Origin of the sequence: Pseudomonas sp. V98_8, assembly GCF_029967975.1 — a bacterium.
Lineage (GTDB): Bacteria > Pseudomonadota > Gammaproteobacteria > Pseudomonadales > Pseudomonadaceae > Aquipseudomonas > Aquipseudomonas umsongensis.
The window spans coordinates 1-18,668 of the sequence record NZ_JASCAE010000075.1; the positions used below are offsets into that span (position 1 = coordinate 1).

Sequence of the window (18,668 nt, forward strand, 5' to 3'; positions counted from 1 at the left end):
GGCGATGGCGTCCTTGAAAACGCCATCGCCAGCAAGCCGGCTCCTACAAAGCCAGGTTGCGCCATTGCTGATGAATGTCACAGCTTGGTGACATAACTCGCCCCCTTCGTTACAAGTCCGCCGCCGCCCGTTGTTTAGACTGCCCTGCAGTCATAACAACAAAAAAGGCACCCCATGGACTCCTCTCAACCCGCCTTCAGCAGTTGGCTGAACGCCCCCGCCCACCAGCAATGGCTCGCCGCCGAAGGCTTGCGGCTGCTGGCATTTGCCAAGGCTTCGAAGCTCCCCGAGGGCTTCGGCAACCTGGATGAAAAGGGCCGCTTGCCGGCCGACGCGCAAGCACAAACCATGAACACAGCGCGCATGACCCACAGCTTCGCCATGGCGCACATCCAGGGCCTGCCGGGTTTTGCCGAGCTGGTGGATCACGGCATCCGGGCCCTGCGCGGGCCGTTGCGCGATGCCGTGCACGGCGGCTGGTTCGCAGTGGCCGAACACCGCGACGGCAACACCGGCAAAAATGCCTATCTGCATGCCTTCGTGGCCCTGGCCGCCAGTTCCGCTGTGGTTGCACAACGGCCCGACGCGCAAGCCTTGCTCGATGACGCGGTCGACATCATCGACACGTACTTCTGGAGTGAGGAGGAGGGCGCCATGCGCGAATCCTTCAATCGCGACTTCAGCTGCGAGGAAGCCTATCGCGGCGCCAACAGCAACATGCACGCCACCGAAGCCTTCCTCGCCCTGGCCGATGTCAGCGACGACAAGCGCTGGTTGTGCCGCGCCCAACGCATCGTCGAGCGGGTGATTCATGGCCGCGCCGCCGCCAACGGCTTTCTGGTGATCGAACATTTCGACCGCGACTGGCAGCCCCTGCGCGACTACAACCGCGATAACCCGGCCGACGGATTCCGCCCCTACGGCACCACGCCAGGCCACGGTTTCGAATGGGCCCGATTGCTCTTGCATCTGGAAGCCGCGCGGGTGCGCGCCGGCATGCTCACGCCGGGCTGGTTGCTCACGGACGCGCAAAAACTCTTTGAACAGAACTGTCTGCACGGCTGGGAGATCGATGGCGCACCGGGCATGGTCTACACCCTCGACTGGGACAACAAGGCGGTGGTTCGCCATCGCCTGCACTGGACCCATTGCGAAGCCAGCGCCGCTGCCAGTGCCTTGCTCAAGCGCACGGGCGATGAGCAGTACGAACGCTGGTACCGACTGTTCTGGGAATTTTGTGAATGTCATTTCATCGACCATGAATGCGGCAGCTGGCACCACGAACTCGACCCATTGAACCGCCCCAGCGGCGATATCTGGGCGGGCAAACCCGATCTCTATCATGCCTGGCAAGCAGTGCTGATCCCGCGCCTGCCGCTGGCGCCGAGCATGGCCAGTGCACTGGCGGCGGTGTCCCAGAGCGTTTCCATGTAACCATGCGGTGACATTCGCGCGTCCCTTCGTTACCTGCGAAGGGACATCCCCTGTTTAAAATCCTCTGCAGCGCAAGCACCAGACTTGCATGCATAACAACAAGAAAGGTACTTATCGATGAATGCGATTTCTCGCCTCGCTACTGTCATTTCTCTCGTCTCCCTGTCTGCGCTCCCTCTCAGTGTGCTTGCCGCCGAATCCAAGGGTTCCGTGGAAGTCGTTCACTGGTGGACGTCGGGTGGTGAAAAAGCAGCGGTCGATGTCCTCAAGGCTCAAGTCGAAAAAGATGGCTTCACCTGGAAGGATGGCGCAGTCGCCGGTGGTGGCGGTTCCACGGCCATGACCGTGCTCAAGAGCCGCGCTGTAGCGGGTAACCCGCCGGGCGTTGCCCAGATCAAGGGGCCGGACATCCAGGAGTGGGGCAGCACTGGCCTGCTCAGTACCGAAACGTTGAAAGACGTCGCCAAGTCGGAAAACTGGGACAGCCTGCTGCCTGTGAAAGTCTCCGACACCGTGAAATACGAAGGCGATTACGTCGCCGTGCCGGTGAACATCCACCGCGTCAACTGGCTGTGGATCAACCCGCAAGTGTTCAAGAAAGCCGGGATCGACAAAGCGCCAACCACCCTCGAAGAATTCTATGCCGCTGGCGACAAGCTCAAGGCCGCCGGCTTCATCGCGCTCGCCCACGGTGGCCAGCCTTGGCAGGACAGCACCGTGTTTGAAGACGTGGTGCTCTCGGTCATGGGCGCCGACGGTTACAAGAAAGCCCTGGTAGACCTGGATCAGAAAACCCTCTCGGGCGCCGAGATGACCAAGGCCTTCACCGAGCTGAAAAAAATCACCACCTACATGGACCCGAACCGCGCCGGTCGTGACTGGAACATCGCCGCCGCCGACGTGATCAATGGCAAGGCCGGCATGCAGATGATGGGCGACTGGGCCAAGAGCGAATGGACCGCGGCGAAGAAAGTCGCGGGCGAGGACTACCAGTGCGTGGCCTTCCCGGGCACTGAAAAAGCCTTCACCTACAACATCGACTCGATGGCGGTGTTCAAGTTGAAAGCTGATCGCAAGGGTGATATCGCCGCGCAGCAAGACCTGGCCAAGGTCGCCCTGGGTAAAGATTTCCAGAAAGTCTTCAGCATCAACAAGGGCTCGATCCCGGTGCGCACCGACATGTTGAACGACATGGCTGGCCAGGGCTTCGATTCCTGCGCCCAAGCGGCGGCCAAGGACTTCCTGGCGGACGAGAAAAACGGCGGCCTGCAACCGAGCATGGCGCACAACATGGCCACCTCCCTGGCCGTTCAAGGCGCGATCTTCGACGTGGTCACCAACTTCATGAACGACAAGGACGCCGACCCGGCCAAGGCCAGCGCCCAACTGGCGTCGGCCGTCAAAGCCGCCCAGTAATCCCTGACACAGCCTGACCCCAATGTGGGAGCGGGCTTGCTCGCGAATGGGGACTGACATTCACCATTGATGTCGACTGACACACCGCTTTCGCGAGCAAGCCCGCTCCCACAGGGGATCGGCGTGTCGATTCATTTCTCTAACCTGGATTATCCCGATGAGCTCTGTGGCGGTTTTCAGCAAAGCCTCACCGTTCGATGCGCTGCAACGCTGGTTACCCAAGTTGGTACTCGCGCCGAGCATGCTGATCGTGTTGGTTGGCTTCTACGGTTACATCATCTGGACATTCATACTGTCCTTTACCAACTCCAGCTTCATGCCGACCTACAAGTGGGTCGGCCTGCAGCAATACATGCGCCTGATGGACAACGACCGCTGGTGGGTCGCGAGCAAGAACCTGGCGCTGTTCGGCGGCATGTTCATCGGCATCAGCCTGGTGCTGGGCGTGTTCCTCGCCGTGCTGCTGGACCAGCGCATCCGCAAGGAAGGCTTCATCCGCACCATCTACCTGTACCCGATGGCGCTGTCGATGATCGTCACCGGTACCGCGTGGAAATGGCTGCTCAACCCAGGGCTCGGCCTGGACAAGATGCTGCGTGACTGGGGCTGGGAAGGCTTTCGCCTGGACTGGCTGGTGGATCAGGATCGCGTGGTCTACTGCCTGGTGATCGCCGCCGTGTGGCAAGCCTCTGGCTTCGTGATGGCGATGTTTCTGGCCGGCCTGCGCGGTGTCGATCAGTCGATCATCCGTGCCGCGCAAGTCGACGGTGCGAGCCTGCCGACCATCTACCTGAAGATCGTGCTGCCGAGCCTGCGCCCGGTGTTCTTCAGCGCCTTCATGATCCTTGCGCACATCGCGATCAAGAGCTTCGACCTGGTGGCGGCGATGACGGCGGGTGGCCCCGGCTACTCCTCCGACTTGCCAGCGATGTTCATGTATTCCTTTACCTTCAGCCGTGGCCAGATGGGCATCGGTTCGGCCAGCGCCATGCTGATGCTCGGCGCCGTGCTGACCATCCTCGTGCCGTACCTGTACTCCGAGCTGCGAGGCAAACGCCATGACTAATTCACTCGCAAAGCCCTCGCTGAGCTTCAGCCGCATCGCGATCTACGCCACGCTGCTGCTGGCGGCGGCGGTCTACCTGATCCCGCTGGTGGTGATGCTGCTGACCAGCTTCAAGACCCCGGAAGACATCCGCACCGGCAACCTGTTGAGCTGGCCGACCGTGATCGACGGTATCGGCTGGATCAAGGCCTGGGACGTGGTCGGCGGCTACTTCTGGAACTCGGTGAAAATCACCGTGCCGGCGGTACTGATCTCGACCTTTATCGGCGCCATGAACGGCTACGTACTGTCGATGTGGCGCTTCCGTGGTTCGCAATTGTTCTTCGGCCTGTTGCTGTTCGGCTGCTTCCTGCCGTTCCAGACCGTGCTGCTGCCGGCGTCGTTCACCCTCGGCAAGTTCGGCCTGGCGAACACCACGACGGGGCTGGTGCTGGTGCACGTGGTCTACGGCCTGGCGTTCACCACGCTGTTCTTCCGCAACTACTACGTGAGCATTCCGGATGCGCTGGTCAAGGCCGCGCGGCTCGATGGCGCGGGCTTCTTCACGATCTTCTGGAAGATCCTGCTGCCGATGTCGATCCCGATCGTGATGGTCTGCCTGATCTGGCAGTTCACCCAGATCTGGAATGACTTCCTGTTCGGCGTGGTCTTCGCCAGTGGCGATGCCCAGCCAATTACCGTGGCCCTGAACAACCTGGTCAACACCAGCACCGGGGCCAAGGAATACAACGTTGATATGGCCGCCGCGATGATCGCCGGGCTGCCGACACTGCTGGTCTACATATTCGCTGGCAAGTATTTCCTGCGTGGGCTGACGTCCGGCGCGGTCAAGGGGTAGAACATGGCAACTCTCGAATTACGCAACGTCAACAAGACCTACGGCGCCGGTTTGCCGGACACCCTGAAGAACATCGAACTGAAAATCGATGACGGGGAATTCCTGATCCTGGTCGGCCCGTCCGGCTGCGGAAAATCCACCTTGATGAACTGCATCGCCGGCCTGGAAACCATCAGCGGCGGTGCGATCCTGGTGGACGACGCCGACATCAGTGGCATGAGCCCGAAAGATCGCGACATCGCCATGGTGTTCCAGTCTTACGCGCTGTACCCGACCATGAGCGTGCGCGACAACATCGCCTTCGGCCTGAAGATTCGCAAAATGCCGACCGCCGACATCGACGAAGAAGTCGCCCGGGTTTCCAAGCTGTTGCAGATCGAACACTTGCTCAGCCGCAAGCCTGGCCAGCTCTCCGGCGGCCAGCAACAGCGGGTGGCGATGGGGCGCGCCCTGGCGCGGCGGCCGAAGATCTATCTGTTCGACGAGCCACTGTCCAACCTCGACGCCAAGCTGCGGGTCGAGATGCGCACCGAAATGAAACTGATGCACCAGCGCCTGAAAACCACCACGGTGTACGTGACCCACGACCAGATCGAAGCCATGACCCTGGGTGACAAGGTGGCGGTGATGAAGGACGGGATCATCCAGCAGTTCGGCACGCCGAAGGACATCTACAACAACCCGGCCAACCTGTTCGTGGCGAGCTTCATCGGCTCGCCGCCAATGAACTTCATTCCCCTGCGCCTGCAACGCAAGGACGGGCGTCTGCTGGCGTTGCTCGACAGCGGCCAGGCCCGATGCGAGTTGCCGCTGGGCATGCAGGACGCCGGTCTCGAAGACCGCGAAGTCATCCTCGGCATGCGCCCGGAGCAAATCATCCTGGCTAATGGCGAAGCCAACGGTTTGCCGACCATTCGCGCCGAGGTCCAGGTCACCGAACCGACCGGCCCCGACACCCTGGTGTTCGTCAATCTCAACGACACCAAGGTCTGCTGTCGTCTGGCGCCCGACGTCGCACCGGCCGTGGGCGAGACCCTGACCCTGCAATTCGATCCGGCCAAAGTGCTGCTATTCGATGCCAAGACTGGCGAGCGCCTGGGGGCTGCCGGTCAAGCACACGCCGAACACCGGCCTGCCAACGTGACCCAGTTCAAGGGTAGGTAGAGATCAACAACTGTGGGAGCGAGCCTGCTCGCGAAAGCGGTCTATCAGTCGACATTTGCGTTGAATGACACACCGCCTTCGCGAGCAGGCTCGCTCCCACATGGGGGCTCCGTGATGGGCGGCCTGTCGCCTGCCACAACCGATGGAACCGCGTTAGAAAAACAAAAGTTAATAACAATAAGACGAGGAAGTAGGGATGAAGAAGAACAACAGCGCTCAGCTTATCTGCCAGTTATCGGCCGTTGCAGCCATGATGCTGGCCGGCAGCGTTCACGCGGCTGAAGCGTTCAGCGCCGATTCCGAATGGATGACCGGCGATTGGGGGGGCGAGCGGACCAGGCTGATCGAGCAGGGCATCGACATCAAGATGGACTACGTCGGTGAGGTGGGCGGCAACCTCCACGGCGGGTTCAACGATGACAAGACCGCCCGCTACAGCGACCAGTTTGGCCTGGGCGCGGCGTTGGACCTGGAGAAACTGTTCGGCTGGGACAACACCCAGGCCAAGATCCAGCTCACCAACCGTAACGGTGAAAACATCTCCAATGACCGTGTCGGCGACCCGCGTGCCGGCACCTTGAGTTCCTCGCAGGAAGTCTACGGTCGTGGTCATATGGTCCGGCTGACCCAACTGTGGATCAAGCACCAGTTCCTCGACAATAAACTCGACATCAAGGCCGGTTACTTCGGTGAGGGTGAAGACTTCAACACCTTCCCGTGCGAATTCCAGAACCTGGCGTTCTGCGGCTCCCAGGTGGGCAACTGGGCCACCAACATCTGGTACAACTGGCCGGTCAGCCAGGCCGCTATCCGCCTGAAGTGGAACATCTCGCCTGAGTTCTATGCGCAGATTGGCGCCTACAACCAGAACCCGTCGCAACTGGAGCACGGCAATGGCTTCAAGCTAAGCGGCAGTGGGACCGAGGGCACCGTCCTGCCGGTCGAACTGGTGTGGTTGCCTAACCCTGGCAACCTGCCGGGCGAATACCGTGTCGGTTACTACAAGAGCACGGCCAGCGCCGATGACGTTCTTGAAGACGACAACGGCAATAACGCGGCGACCAGCGGCAACGCCTATCGCAGCCACAGCAGCAAGCATGGCTACTGGTTCGTTGCACAACAACAACTCACCAGCCATAACGGTGACGCGACCCGCGGTCTGAACATTGCCGCCAACGCCACTTTCCACGACAAGGACACCAACATCGTCGACAACTACCAGTCGCTGATGTTTGTGTACAAGGGGCCGTTCGATGCGCGCCCCAAAGATGACCTGGGCATCGGTTTCGCCCGTATCCATGTCAACGATGACGTGAAGAAAAACGCCGAATTGGTCAACGCCTCCAATGGCGTCAGCGACTACAACGATCCACTGTTCTCGCCGCTGCGCGACACCGAATACAACTACGAACTCAACTACGGCTTCCACGTGACCAACTGGCTGACCGTGCGTCCGAACCTGCAATACATCACTCACCCAGGTGGCGTCGATGAAGTTGATAACGCTTTGGTCGCCGGCCTGAAAATTCAGTCGGTGTTCTAACGCGACTGCGATAAGCTCTTCTCCATGTGCGCATTTTGCGGACGGCTATTGCTGTCCGCTTTTTTTTGCGGGTCGCGCACCCCGGTAACAGATGATTTTCAGGACCGTGGCACATGCTTGAGCATCCGCTACAACGCTTCTTCAAATCCCTGCGTGAACGGCCGGTGTTTGCATGGGAGCGCTATCAGAAGCGCGACGTGTTGGTGATCGATCATCCGCTGTGTCAGGCGGTGTTCAGTCGTCAGGGTGCGCAGTTGCTGCACTTTCAGCCCAAGGGCCAGAAGCCCTGGCTGTGGTGCGCGGCGAAGTGGCCGCAGGTTGGGGCCATTCGTGGTGGCGTGCCGGTGTGCTGGCCATGGTATGGCCGACATCCAAGTGAAAACGCCTGGCCATCCCATGGTTGGGCGCGGTTGCTTGACTGGAAACTGATCGACAGCAGTAGCGATGACGATGGCGTGCGCCTGCATTGGCAGCTTGAGCTGTGCGACTGGCAGGTGGACCTGCACGCGCACCTCGGTGAGCGCATGGACTTACGTCTGAGCACTGAGCATCAGGACGACATGCCGTGCCAATTGAGCCAGGCTTTGCACGCTTACTGGCGTATTGGCGATGTCAGTGAGATAGCGCTGTCTGGGCTGGAGGGTGCGCAGGGCTATGACCAGTTGAACCGCCGGGTTTGCCAGCAGGAAGGCGAGTTGCGCGTCGATGGAGGTTGTCAGCGGGTGTTCCAGCATGGCGGTGAGCTGCAGCTCAACGACCATGCCTGGGAGCGGGCGTTGTGCATCGATACGGGCGCCAGCGCCGACACCGTGGTCTGGCACCCGGGCTCGCGGCCCTTGTTGGGGGTGAGTTGGAATGAGATATCTGAATTCGTTTGCGTAGAGGCGGCGAGTGGCGGCACTGACAGCCTGTGCCTGAAGCCTGGGGAGCGGGCGCACTTGAGTTTGCAGGCCAGGGTAGGGGCGTGATTTTGCGGTGTTGCGGCTGGCCCCTTCGCGAGCAGGCTCGCTCCCACATTCGACCGCATTCCAACTGAAGGAACCGGGTCAACTGTGGGAGCGGGCTTGCTCGCGAAGGGGCCCTGACAGGCAATGAAAATGCTGGCTTAGTTGAATTCATCTCCAACCGGATACCGGCTGGCATTCAAGCTCTCCTTGATCTTGCGCAAATGCGGCTGGAAATCCACCCCTCGGCGCAAGGTCATGCCGGTGGCGAGCACGTCCAGCACGGTGAGCTGGATGATCCGCGAAGTCATCGGCATATAGATGTCGGTGTCTTCCGGCAATGGAATATTCAGGCTCAAGGTACTGGCCTTGGCCAGGGGCGAGTTCTCGGCGGTCAGGCCAAGCACCGAAGCGCCGTTCTCCCGGGCGATGCGTGCCACTTCCACCAGTTCGCGGGTGCGGCCGGTGTAGGAAATGATCACGAACAACTCGCCGGTGTGCGCCACCGAAGCAATCATGCGCTGCATCAGCACGTCGGCATGGGCGGTCACGGCCAGGTTGAAACGGAAGAACTTGTGCTGTGCATCCAGTGCCACAGGGGCTGAAGCGCCCAGGCCGAAGAAGTGAATCTGTCGGGCCTGGATCAACAGGTCAACGGCGCGGCTGATCAGATTCGGGTCCAGCGCCTGGCAAGCGCTGTCCAGGGACGCGATGGCGCTACCGAAGATTTTTTGCGTATAGGCTTCGGGGTTGTCGTCGGCCTCCACCGCACGGCTGACGTAGGCCGCGCCACTCGCCAGGCTCTGGGCCAACTGCAACTTCAGCTCGGGGTAACCGCTGACGCCGAACGAACGGCAGAAACGGTTTACCGTCGGCTCACTGACCGAGGCGGCCTGGGCGAGGGCGGCGATGCTGAATCGGGTGGCCTGCTGTGGATTGAGCAGGATCACCTCGGCCACTTTGCGTTCGGCCTTGTTCAGCTCTTCAAGGCGATTCTGGATCTGCTCCAGTAAATTTCGCACGCGGTCCATATGAGTTTCCTTGATTCACCTGCGCCAATAAGCGCGCGGCTAATGCAAAAAGGGCCTTTGGTGAGGCCCGTAACGGTGGCCTATCCTACTGATGGCTCCGACCGACCACCACTCGGAATCTGTATTTTGCGAAAATGTTGTGGTTATTACTACATTTTCCCTTGAGTGATGCCTTGAAAAAAGGTATTTGTAGCTTAACTTGATAAAAGAACAAACATCATGCCTTCGATTACGGTTGAACCGTGCACCTTTGCCTTGTTCGGCGCTTTGGGCGATCTGGCCTTGCGCAAGCTGTTTCCTGCCCTGTATCAACTCGATGGCGCAGGCCTCCTGCACGAGGACACGCGCATCATCGCGCTGGCCCGCGAGCCGGGTAGCGCGCAGGAGCACCTGGCGTTCATTACCTCCGAGCTGCGCCGCTACGTCGGTGCCAAGGAGCTGGACGAAGCCGTGGTCGAGCGTTTCCTCGCGCGCCTGAGCTACCTGCACGTCGACTTCCTCAAGCCTGAAGATTACATCGCCCTGGCTGAAGTGGCCGGCAGTGCGCAACGGGTCATCGCCTATTTCGCCACGCCAGCAGCAGTCTACGGCGCGATCTGCGAGAACCTGGCCAAGGTCGGCCTGGCTGAAAACACCCGCGTGGTACTGGAAAAGCCCATCGGTTCGGACCTGGAATCCTCGCGCAAGGTCAATGACGCCGTGGCGCAGTTCTTCCCGGAGAACCGCACTTATCGCATCGACCACTACCTGGGCAAGGAAACCGTACAGAACCTGATCGCCTTGCGCTTTGCCAACAGCCTGTTCGAGACCCAGTGGAACCAGAACTACATCTCCCACGTGGAAATCACCGTGGCCGAGAAGGTCGGCATCGAAGGCCGCTGGGGCTACTTCGACAAGGCCGGCCAGCTGCGGGACATGATCCAGAACCACCTGCTGCAACTGCTCTGCCTGATCGCCATGGACCCGCCGGCCGACCTGTCCGCCGACAGCATCCGCGACGAGAAAGTCAAAGTGCTCAAGGCGCTGGCGCCGATCAGCCCGGAAGGCCTGACCACCCAGGTGGTGCGTGGCCAGTACATCGCCGGGTACAGCGAAGGCAAACCGGTGCCCGGTTACCTGGAAGAACCCAATTCCAACACCCAGAGCGACACCGAGACCTTCGTCGCCCTGCGTGCCGATATTCGCAACTGGCGCTGGGCCGGCGTGCCGTTCTACCTGCGCACTGGCAAGCGCATGCCGCAGAAGCTGTCGCAGATCGTTATCCACTTCAAGGAACCGTCGCACTACATTTTTGCTCCCGAGCAGCGCCTGCAGATCAGCAACAAGCTGATTATCCGCCTGCAACCGGACGAAGGCATTTCCTTGCGTGTGATGACCAAGGAACAAGGCCTGGACAAGGGCATGCAGCTGCGCAGCGGTCCGTTGCAGCTGAATTTTTCCGACACCTGGCGCAGCGCACGGATCCCCGATGCCTACGAGCGGTTGTTGCTGGAAGTGATGCGCGGCAATCAGAACCTGTTTGTCCGTAAAGATGAAATCGAAGCCGCGTGGAAGTGGTGTGACCAGTTGATCGCCGGGTGGAAAAAATCCGGTGATGCGCCCAAGCCGTATGCGGCCGGGTCCTGGGGACCGATGAGTTCCATTGCTCTGATCACGCGGGACGGGAGGTCGTGGTATGGCGATATCTGATTTGAAACTGCCCCAGGGCGTTCACGCACATGCGTTCAAAAGCCCGGTGCTATTGGCTGAAAGCCTTGCGCTGAACGTGGCCAAGCAACTGAGCGATGCCATTGAGGCCCAAGGCACGGCGACCCTGGTGGTCTCCGGTGGCCGCAGCCCGGTGGCGTTCTTCCAGCACCTGGCCAAGCAGGCGCTGGACTGGTCGAACGTGGTGGTCAGCCTTGCCGACGAGCGTTGGGTGCCGGTCGAGCATGCCGACAGCAATGCCGGCCTGCTGAAAAAATACCTGTTGCAGGGACCTGCGGCCAAGGCGCAGTTTCTGAGCCTGTACAGCGCCAGCGCCAACCTGGAGCAGGCCGCCGAGCAGGCCGATCGTTTGCTGTCCGAACTGCCGGTGATCGACGTGCTGGTGCTGGGCATGGGCGATGACGGTCACACTGCCTCGCTGTTCCCCAACAGCCCGAACCTGGACGAAGCCTTGAAGGCGGATGGCATTCGTCGATGCTGGCCGATGCTCGCACCGACCGTGCCGCATCAACGCCTGACCATGAGCCGTGCGCTGTTGGCCTCGGCCAAACACAAGATTCTGTCGATTTCCGGTCAGTCCAAGCTGACCACCCTGAGTTTCGCGCTGGCCGGTGACGATGTCGCCGAAATGCCGGTGCGCGCCTTTCTGCAACCCACGTTAGAGATTTACTGGTGCCCATGAGCCAAGGAACAGCCGCTATGACAAACCCATCCCCGACCGTTTCCATGGCGGATAAAGTTGCCCTGATCGACAGCCTCTGCGCCAAGGCGCGGATCCTGCCGGTGATTACCATTGCCCGTGAGCAGGACATCCTGCCGTTGGCCGACGCCCTCGCAGCCGGTGGCCTGACCGCCCTGGAAGTGACCTTGCGTTCGCAGTTCGGCCTCAAGGCCATCCAGGTCCTGCGAGAGCAGCGTCCGGAACTGGTAACCGGTGCTGGCACCGTACTCGATCGGCACATGCTGGCTGCGGCCGAAGCGGCGGGTTCGCAATTCATTGTCACGCCAGGCATTACCCGCGATTTGCTGGAAGCCAGCGTTGCCAGCCCGATTCCGCTGTTGCCGGGCATCAGCAACGCCTCGGGCATCATGGAGGGCTACGGCCTGGGCTATCGCCGCTTCAAACTGTTCCCGGCAGAAGTCAGTGGTGGCGTCGCCGCCATCAAGGCGCTGGGCGGTCCGTTCGGCGAAGTTAAATTCTGCCCGACCGGCGGCGTGGGGCCTGCCAATATCAAGAGCTACATGGCATTGAAAAACGTCATGTGCGTGGGCGGCAGCTGGATGCTCGATCCGGAGTGGATCAAGAACGGCGACTGGGCCCGCATTCAGGAATGCACCGCCGAGGCCTTGGCGCTGCTGGACTGATCAGCTTTACCTGACACGTAGTTGTGTGTTTTACGGCTTTACGGTGCGCTTGGTCGGTGCACCGTTTTTTTTTGCCTGTGTGTAGGAGCGAGCATGCTCGCGATGGTCGTCAACGATAACGCGGGGAGCCTGACACCCGTGGCGTTCTCGAGTCCATCGCGAGCATGCTCGCTCCTACAACACAGGAAGCAGGCGTTAGTGCAATTCGGTCAACGCCGTGGTCAACAGCATCATGTCAGCCGCGGTGGTGGTCAGTCCCGGCGTGATGCGGATACACGGACCACAGGCCGCACCGCTGCGGACCACGGTGAACAGGTTGTAGTCGCGCAGCAAGCGTTCGACCATTGGCTGTTGGTCGGCATGCGCGACAAAGCGCATCGACGTGATGCCGCAATACAGCCTTGGGTCATCCGGCGTCATGACTTCAATGCCCGACAGCTCGCGTGCTGGCTTTACCCAAAGGTTGCGTAAATAGTTCAGCCGCGTCCCCTTGGCTGCCGAACCGCCCATCGCATGATGTTCCTCGATGACCAGCGGCAGGGTCAGCAAGGCAGGAATGTTCGGTGTGCTATAGGGCGTGCGGGCGCGGATGTCGGTCACCGGGAAGTGCATCTCGCCCATGTCGGGGTCGATGTCGGCCAGGCGCTCGGGGGCGATGAAGATGAAACCCAGGGTCAGCGGCGCTCCGATCCACTTGTGCAGGTTGTAGGCGGCGAAGTCGATACCCAGCTCATTGAGATCGAATTCGAACTGGCCCAACGCGTGGGCGCCGTCGAGAATCACGTCGATGCCATGTTCCCTGGCGGCGGCTGCAATCGCCTGGACCGGCATCACCAGGCCCGTGCGGTGGGTGACGTGGGTCAGGGCCATCAGCTTGAGTCGCGGGTAACGCGTGAAGGCTTTGCGGTAGGTGTCCAGCAGGCTGTCGAAACTGGCGGGATGCGGGTGCTCCATCTCGATCACTTCGACGCCGCGATTGCGCGCCAGCCAACGCATGGCGCCCTTGACCGTGTCGTACTCTAGGTCGCTGAACAGAACCTGGTCGCCCGGCTGCAAGCGGTTGTAGTTACGGATCAACGCTTGCAGCCCGTCCGTCGCGTTGCGGGTGAGGGCGACGCTCTCTGCGGCAACGCCAATCAAACCGGCCACCTGCGAACTGATCTTCTGGCTCTCGCCTTGTTCGAAACGCTGGCGCACATAAACCGAGTTGCTGCGGTTGATCAGCTCGATGTTGCGTTGGTATTCCTCGACCACCGTGCGCGACATTCGCCCGAAGTAACCGTTTTCCAGATTGATCGGGCCAGGTTGGACTTCGTAGCGGTCGGCAAAGGTTCGCCAGAAAGCTTCATCACGGGCGCGGCGGGTATTGTCGGGCATGGATTACTCGATGAGTGGGCGATTTCAATGACGGGGTGCGGGTTTGCCATGTTTGGCGCGCAAGGGTTCGAGCAACTCGGACAAGCCGTTGTGATCGATTTCCTGCATCAGGGCCAGCAAGCCCCCCAGTTCGCCATGGGGGAAACCTTCCCGGGCGAACCAGTTGAGGTAGGGGCCGGGCAGGTCGGCGATGATTCGGCCCTTGTATTTGCCAAAGGGCATTTGGCGAGTAATCAGCAATTCGAGCTTTTCAGGGTTCATCAATCGGTCGCCTTGAATCAATCAGTCTGGAAAATACAGGCATTCTGCATGCAGGCCAAATGACAGATCATGCAAATAAAACGGGTACAGATTTTCTGTTTTATTCTAACCTATTGAAAAATAACAAATTAACGATCGGTTCCAGGCTGGCATGACCAGTGCAATACCTATTGCATCTTTCATCAACCCGCAAGGAATTGAAAAATGACCGACATGAATAAAGAAGCGATTTCTGTACTCAACGACCTGATTGAAACCAGCAAGGACGGTCAGGAAGGGTTCAAGACTTGCGCTGAAGACATCAAGCACCCTGAGCTCAAAACCCTGTTCGTGCAACGTTCGGCCGACTGTGCCGCGGCGGCTGCAGAACTGCAAAGCGCCGTGCGCTCCCTGGGTGGCGATCCGGAAACTTCCACCAGTGTCAGCGGTGATCTGCACCGTCGCTGGGTCGACGTGAAGTCGATGTTCACCGGCAAGGACGAAGAGGCCGTGCTCAATGAAGCCGAGCGTGGTGAAGACCATGCACTGAAGGCCTACAGGGACGCCATGGAAAAAATCAACAAACACAACCTGGTGGGCATTCGCGACCTCGTAGAGCGTCAGTACCACGGCGTACAACGCAATCACGATCAGGTGAAAGCCCTGCGCAACCAGGCTCGCGCACGCTCGTAAGCGTCCGTTAGCTGTCAAAAACGCCAGCCAGTCTGGCGTTTTTTTGTATCCCGTCATTAACACCGCAATAACCCTTGTAGGCGCTGCCGAAGGCTGCGATCTTTTGGCGTCCGTGAAGTCGCTGAAGATCAAAAGATCGCAGCCTTCGGCAGCTCCTACAGCGTCCGTATTTTTCGAGGGGCCGTGGGAGAAGCGACTATCGTTAAATCGTGCTCCCAAGAGTCCACTCCGTGCCTATCACTTTGCAGGCCCTGTTCCTGCCCGACCGCCGCGCCGTGCAATTTGCGATCAAGACCCTTATCGGCGGGGGCGTGGCGCTGTGGCTGGCGTTGCGCTGGGGTCTTGAGCAACCGGCCTGGGCGTTGATGACGGCCTTCATCGTGGCCCAGCCGTTGTCGGGTATGGTGCTGCAAAAGGGCCTGGCGCGGCTGCTGGGGACCTTGGTCGGGACAATCATGTCGGTCGTGTTCATGGGGGGCTTCGCCCAGACGCCCTGGTTGTTCCTGCTGGCCCTGGCGTTGTGGCTAGGGCTGTGTACCGCCAGTTCAACGCTGTTGCGCAGCGCCTGGTCCTATTCATTTGTGTTGGCCGGCTACACGGTGGCGATCATTGCCTTGCCCGCTATCAATCATCCGCTGACGGTGTTCGATCAGGCGGTGGCGCGCTGCACGGAAATCTGCCTGGGTATTATCTGCGCCACGGCCAGCAGTGCCTTGCTCTGGCCGCTGCGGGTCGAACGGCAATTGGCCGATCAGGCCCGGGCTGCCTGGCAAAGCGGTTTTAATGCGGCGCAGGCGACGCTGGCCGGTGACGCCCAGGCGCGCAAGGGTCTGCTGGAAATCCTCGGACGAATCGTTGCGGTGGACGCCCAGCGCGAACATGCCTGGTTTGAAGGCAGCCGTGGTCGACAACGTGCGCGGGCCATCAGTGGCTTGAGCCAGAAACTGTTGATGCTGCTGCGTATTGCCCGTTCGGTGCGCAGGCAGTGGAAGCAGTTGGCGTTACCAGAGTCCGAGCAGTTGCTGCCCTGGATGAACGAGGTTCAGGAGGCGCTGAACAACGCCGATACCGCGACCCTGCAAGCATTGCGCCCGCGCTTGCTCGATGCTTCCCATGATTCGGGCATCAGTTCTGCGCAGAGTTACTGCCTGGTCCGTTTCACCTTGTTGATAGATACCGCCATGGCGGCAAACGCGGCGTTGAAAGTGGTGGAGCAGGGCGGCCAATCACTCGACCCGCCGAGAACCCTGACACCACACCGCGATCTGTCTCTGGCCCTGGTCTTCGGTGCCCGCAGCGCACTGGCCTTCCTGGTGGTGTCGTGCTTTTGGCTGGCAACCGCCTGGCCCGCCGCAGCCGGTGCACTGGTATTGACCTGTGTGGTCTGCAGCCTGTTTGCCAGTCGCGAGAACGGTGCGCAGATCGGCATGAGTTTCATGCGCGGCATTTTTCTGGCTATTCCGGCGGCGTTTATCGTCGGGCAAATTCTACTGCCGCAATGGAGCAGTTTCGCGATGCTCTGCCTGGGCATGGGTGTACCGCTGTTTTTGGGTGCCCTGGGCATGGCCAAGGCGCAGATCGGCGCTACCGCCACCTCGTTTTGCCTGCATTTCATCGTATTGGTCGCCCCGTTGAACCAGATGCAGTTCGACGTCGCAACGTTCTTCAACAGCGCGCAGGCCATGGTGATTGGTGTCGGTGCTGCGGTGCTGGCGTTCCAGTTGCTGATCCTGCGCAACCCGACCTGGCATGGCCGACGCCTGCTGGCGGCAACCCTGGATGATCTGGTACGCCTGACACGGCGTAACCTGGCCGGCGCTGAAAGCTGGTTCGGTGGACGCATGGCCGACCGCTTGCTGCAATTGGCGCGGCACTATCCGGAACTGCCGGAGCCAGCGCGCAGTCGTTGGGACGATGGCTTGCTCGGCCTGGACATCGGCGATGAATTGTTGCACCTGCGCTTGAGCCTGGCGGTGGCGCAGGTGCCGGTCACAGAGCCGCAGCGGCGTTATCTCGATGACCTGGAAAATGTCCTGCGCCAAGGCCCCGCTGGCAGTCGCGCCGAGGCATTGGCCGAACCGAGTGCAGCGTTGCTGCAAACCTTGTACGCCTTGCCACCCGGCGATGCGGTGAAACTGGCCCAGGGTGCGGTGCTGCAATTGCAAAACAGCTGGCGCGCATGGTGCCGCCAGCAGGAGGACATTGATGGGCTTGCGTGAGTGGTCAGTGGGCGGCGTGCTGCTCAGCCCGTTCCTGATTTATGTGGTGTTGGCGCTGCTGGTGACCGGCGCCTTGCGCCTGCTGTTGCGCCTGACGCCGGTGAGCCGCTGGATCTGGCATGAAGCGTTATTTGATTGCGCCTTGTACGTCTGCGTATTGACCGTGATCACCGTCGTCCTCGGACCTTTGTAAGGAGTTGAATATGCGTACTTCTGTACGTGTCGCGGTCACCCTGTGCCTGGTGGCGGTGGCAATTTTTGCCGGTTTTCATTTGTGGCAGTACTACATGCTGACACCCTGGACCCGCGACGCGCGCATCCGTGCCGACGTGGTGGTGATTTCCCCGGATGTGTCAGGTTGGGTGCGCGAGCTCAAAGCCTACGACAACCAGCAGGTCAAGGCCGGCGACTTGTTGCTGAGCATTGACCGCGACCGTTTCGAAGCTGCGTTGGAAAAGGCAGAAGCCGTGGTGCAGACCCGCCAGCAACAACTCAATCTACGCGAGCGCGAAGCCAGCCGGCGCGCCAGTCTTGGGCCGCAGGCGATCAGTGCGGAGCTGCGGGAAAACGCGCAGATCAACGCCGGCATCGCCCGTGGCGAACTGCGCGAAGCCCAGGCCGAAGCCAAGGCTGCGCAAATCAATCTGGACCGCAGCCAGGTCCACGCCCCGCGCAACGGGCACATCACCAACCTGCGCCTGGCCCAAGGCAACTATGTGAATGCCGGGCAATCGGTAATGGCCCTTATCGATGACTCGACCTTTTATGTGCAGGCGTATTTCGAAGAAACCAAACTGCCGCGCATCCATGTCGGCGACCCGGTGAAAGTCTGGTTGATGAGTGCCGGGAATGCCTTGCAGGGGCGGGTGGAAAGCATCAGCCGGGGGATTGCCGACCGCAATACCACGCCGGATGGCCAGTTGTTGGCAGAGGTGGAGCCGACATTCAACTGGGTTCGGCTGGCGCAACGGATACCGGTGCGGATCAAGTTGGAGAACGTGCCCGAGGGGCTCAACTTGAGTGCGGGGATGACGGCGAGCGTGCAGGTGCAGGAGGGGGAGCGCTGATCGTCGTGGGGGGGGGGGGGGGGGGGGGGGGGGGGGGCGCGGTCAAAAACCCCCCCCCCACGGAGAAACCTGTCTAAGGGTCTCAGATCAGCCAATGCTGATCGGCGGCAACTCGGTCAAGGTCACCGACTGTTGCTTGCGCGGCGCGAGGATCTGCGCCTCGCCATCCACCACCAGCTCATCGCGCTGGTTGAACACGCGAGTGGCAATGCGCACGCGAAACTTCGGCAGTTTCTCGAGGATTTCCAGGCGCACCGTCAGGGTGTCGCCAATCTTCACCGGCTTCTGAAAGCTCATCTGCTGGCCGATGTAGATAGTACCCGGCCCTGGCAGCTCGCAGGCCACCGCGGCACTGATCAGCGCACCGCTGAACATGCCATGGGCGATTCGCTCCTTGAACATGGTAGTGGCGGCGTATTCGGCGTCCAGGTGCACCGGGTTGTGGTCGCCGGACATCGCGGCGAACAGCTGGATATCACGCTCTTCAACGGTTTTGCTGAAGCTGGCGGTCTGGCCGACTTCGAGGTCTTCGTAAGGGGTGTTGGTAACCTGGGTCATGTCTCT

At 60.6% G+C, this 18,668-nt stretch carries 18 protein-coding genes; 14 read left to right on the forward strand and 4 right to left on the reverse strand.

Features of this window, described 5'->3' with window-relative positions:
- Positions 1-174: 174 nt before the first annotated feature.
- The 7 genes from QLG10_RS22835 to QLG10_RS22865 all read left to right on the forward strand — a co-directional run bounded on the left by QLG10_RS22835 (position 175) and on the right by QLG10_RS22865 (position 8,429).
- Complete coding sequence (locus QLG10_RS22835) at positions 175-1,434, forward strand: AGE family epimerase/isomerase (RefSeq protein ID WP_282488082.1); 1,260 nt, start codon at positions 175-177, stop codon at positions 1,432-1,434.
- 117 nt (positions 1,435-1,551) lie between these two features.
- Positions 1,552-2,850 carry an ABC transporter substrate-binding protein gene (locus QLG10_RS22840; protein ID WP_033043396.1) on the forward strand — a complete coding sequence of 433 codons (1,299 nt, stop codon included), beginning with the start codon at positions 1,552-1,554 and terminating at the stop codon, positions 2,848-2,850.
- A 157-nt stretch (positions 2,851-3,007) separates the two neighbouring features.
- Positions 3,008-3,916, forward strand: coding sequence for a sugar ABC transporter permease (locus tag QLG10_RS22845; RefSeq protein ID WP_110748844.1), 909 nt, complete (start codon positions 3,008-3,010; stop codon positions 3,914-3,916).
- Positions 3,909-4,754 carry a carbohydrate ABC transporter permease gene (locus QLG10_RS22850; RefSeq protein WP_110748846.1) on the forward strand — a complete coding sequence of 282 codons (846 nt, stop codon included), beginning with the start codon at positions 3,909-3,911 and terminating at the stop codon, positions 4,752-4,754. The genes QLG10_RS22845 and QLG10_RS22850 overlap by 8 nt, the downstream gene beginning before the upstream one ends.
- Positions 4,755-4,757: 3 nt before the next feature.
- The gene (locus QLG10_RS22855; protein ID WP_020797036.1) at positions 4,758-5,918 is read left to right on the forward strand and encodes an ABC transporter ATP-binding protein; all 1,161 of its coding nucleotides are present in this window, start codon (positions 4,758-4,760) and stop codon (positions 5,916-5,918) included.
- A gap of 196 nt (positions 5,919-6,114) precedes the next feature.
- Positions 6,115-7,461 (forward strand): carbohydrate porin, encoded by a 1,347-nt coding sequence (locus QLG10_RS22860; RefSeq protein ID WP_282488083.1) that lies wholly within the window; start codon positions 6,115-6,117, stop codon positions 7,459-7,461.
- 113 nt (positions 7,462-7,574) lie between these two features.
- Complete coding sequence (locus QLG10_RS22865; RefSeq protein ID WP_282488084.1) at positions 7,575-8,429, forward strand: D-hexose-6-phosphate mutarotase; 855 nt, start codon at positions 7,575-7,577, stop codon at positions 8,427-8,429.
- A 137-nt stretch (positions 8,430-8,566) separates the two neighbouring features.
- Here QLG10_RS22865 and QLG10_RS22870 read toward each other — a convergent pair whose 3' ends face one another.
- Positions 8,567-9,427 carry a MurR/RpiR family transcriptional regulator gene (locus tag QLG10_RS22870; protein ID WP_170948639.1) on the reverse strand — a complete coding sequence of 287 codons (861 nt, stop codon included), beginning with the start codon at positions 9,425-9,427 and terminating at the stop codon, positions 8,567-8,569.
- Positions 9,428-9,655: 228 nt separating this feature from the next.
- Between QLG10_RS22870 and zwf the strand changes: the two genes are divergently transcribed.
- The 3 genes from zwf to QLG10_RS22885 are packed head-to-tail and all read left to right on the forward strand — an operon-like array spanning position 9,656 to position 12,508.
- A complete protein-coding gene (gene zwf / locus QLG10_RS22875) occupies positions 9,656-11,125 on the forward strand; it encodes a glucose-6-phosphate dehydrogenase (RefSeq protein ID WP_020797032.1) in 1,470 nt (489 codons plus the stop codon).
- Entirely contained in the window at positions 11,112-11,825 is a 714-nt protein-coding gene (gene pgl, locus QLG10_RS22880) for a 6-phosphogluconolactonase (protein ID WP_179055418.1), read from the forward strand. The genes zwf and pgl overlap by 14 nt, the downstream gene beginning before the upstream one ends.
- 17 nt (positions 11,826-11,842) lie before the next feature.
- Positions 11,843-12,508 carry a bifunctional 4-hydroxy-2-oxoglutarate aldolase/2-dehydro-3-deoxy-phosphogluconate aldolase gene (locus QLG10_RS22885; protein WP_020797030.1) on the forward strand — a complete coding sequence of 222 codons (666 nt, stop codon included), beginning with the start codon at positions 11,843-11,845 and terminating at the stop codon, positions 12,506-12,508.
- 195 nt (positions 12,509-12,703) lie between these two features.
- On the opposite strand, the gene QLG10_RS22890 is transcribed toward QLG10_RS22885, so the two are convergent.
- Entirely contained in the window at positions 12,704-13,885 is a 1,182-nt protein-coding gene (locus QLG10_RS22890; protein WP_282488085.1) for an aminotransferase class V-fold PLP-dependent enzyme, read from the reverse strand.
- A 24-nt stretch (positions 13,886-13,909) separates the two neighbouring features.
- Positions 13,910-14,146: a DUF3820 family protein gene (locus QLG10_RS22895; RefSeq protein WP_008056784.1), complete on the reverse strand. Its 237-nt coding sequence runs from the start codon at positions 14,144-14,146 to the stop codon at positions 13,910-13,912.
- Positions 14,147-14,350: 204 nt separating this feature from the next.
- Between QLG10_RS22895 and QLG10_RS22900 the strand changes: the two genes are divergently transcribed.
- From QLG10_RS22900 to QLG10_RS22915, 4 genes are all read left to right on the forward strand, one after another.
- Positions 14,351-14,818 (forward strand): PA2169 family four-helix-bundle protein, encoded by a 468-nt coding sequence (locus tag QLG10_RS22900; protein WP_110748857.1) that lies wholly within the window; start codon positions 14,351-14,353, stop codon positions 14,816-14,818.
- A gap of 230 nt (positions 14,819-15,048) precedes the next feature.
- The gene (locus QLG10_RS22905; RefSeq protein ID WP_282488086.1) at positions 15,049-17,037 is read left to right on the forward strand and encodes an FUSC family protein; all 1,989 of its coding nucleotides are present in this window, start codon (positions 15,049-15,051) and stop codon (positions 17,035-17,037) included.
- The gene (locus QLG10_RS22910; RefSeq protein ID WP_020797026.1) at positions 17,024-17,230 is read left to right on the forward strand and encodes a DUF1656 domain-containing protein; all 207 of its coding nucleotides are present in this window, start codon (positions 17,024-17,026) and stop codon (positions 17,228-17,230) included. The genes QLG10_RS22905 and QLG10_RS22910 overlap by 14 nt, the downstream gene beginning before the upstream one ends.
- A 10-nt stretch (positions 17,231-17,240) precedes the next feature.
- Positions 17,241-18,104, forward strand: coding sequence for an HlyD family secretion protein (locus QLG10_RS22915; RefSeq protein ID WP_282488087.1), 864 nt, complete (start codon positions 17,241-17,243; stop codon positions 18,102-18,104).
- An 87-nt stretch (positions 18,105-18,191) separates the two neighbouring features.
- Here QLG10_RS22915 and QLG10_RS22920 read toward each other — a convergent pair whose 3' ends face one another.
- Positions 18,192-18,662, reverse strand: coding sequence for a MaoC family dehydratase (locus tag QLG10_RS22920; RefSeq protein WP_248678283.1), 471 nt, complete (start codon positions 18,660-18,662; stop codon positions 18,192-18,194).
- Between the last annotated feature and the right edge of the window lie 6 nt (positions 18,663-18,668).

Coding starts and splice junctions, on each gene's coding strand:
- QLG10_RS22835 (WP_282488082.1), top strand. CDS start 175: ATGGACTCCTCTCAACCCGCCTTCAGCAGTTGGCTGAACGCCCCCGCC.
- QLG10_RS22840 (WP_033043396.1), top strand. CDS start 1,552: ATGAATGCGATTTCTCGCCTCGCTACTGTCATTTCTCTCGTCTCCCTG.
- QLG10_RS22845 (WP_110748844.1), top strand. CDS start 3,008: ATGAGCTCTGTGGCGGTTTTCAGCAAAGCCTCACCGTTCGATGCGCTG.
- QLG10_RS22850 (WP_110748846.1), top strand. CDS start 3,909: ATGACTAATTCACTCGCAAAGCCCTCGCTGAGCTTCAGCCGCATCGCG.
- QLG10_RS22855 (WP_020797036.1), top strand. CDS start 4,758: ATGGCAACTCTCGAATTACGCAACGTCAACAAGACCTACGGCGCCGGT.
- QLG10_RS22860 (WP_282488083.1), top strand. CDS start 6,115: ATGAAGAAGAACAACAGCGCTCAGCTTATCTGCCAGTTATCGGCCGTT.
- QLG10_RS22865 (WP_282488084.1), top strand. CDS start 7,575: ATGCTTGAGCATCCGCTACAACGCTTCTTCAAATCCCTGCGTGAACGG.
- zwf (WP_020797032.1), top strand. CDS start 9,656: ATGCCTTCGATTACGGTTGAACCGTGCACCTTTGCCTTGTTCGGCGCT.
- pgl (WP_179055418.1), top strand. CDS start 11,112: ATGGCGATATCTGATTTGAAACTGCCCCAGGGCGTTCACGCACATGCG.
- QLG10_RS22885 (WP_020797030.1), top strand. CDS start 11,843: ATGACAAACCCATCCCCGACCGTTTCCATGGCGGATAAAGTTGCCCTG.
- QLG10_RS22890 (WP_282488085.1), bottom strand. CDS start 13,885: ATGCCCGACAATACCCGCCGCGCCCGTGATGAAGCTTTCTGGCGAACC.
- QLG10_RS22895 (WP_008056784.1), bottom strand. CDS start 14,146: ATGAACCCTGAAAAGCTCGAATTGCTGATTACTCGCCAAATGCCCTTT.
- QLG10_RS22900 (WP_110748857.1), top strand. CDS start 14,351: ATGACCGACATGAATAAAGAAGCGATTTCTGTACTCAACGACCTGATT.
- QLG10_RS22910 (WP_020797026.1), top strand. CDS start 17,024: ATGGGCTTGCGTGAGTGGTCAGTGGGCGGCGTGCTGCTCAGCCCGTTC.
- QLG10_RS22915 (WP_282488087.1), top strand. CDS start 17,241: ATGCGTACTTCTGTACGTGTCGCGGTCACCCTGTGCCTGGTGGCGGTG.
- QLG10_RS22920 (WP_248678283.1), bottom strand. CDS start 18,662: ATGACCCAGGTTACCAACACCCCTTACGAAGACCTCGAAGTCGGCCAG.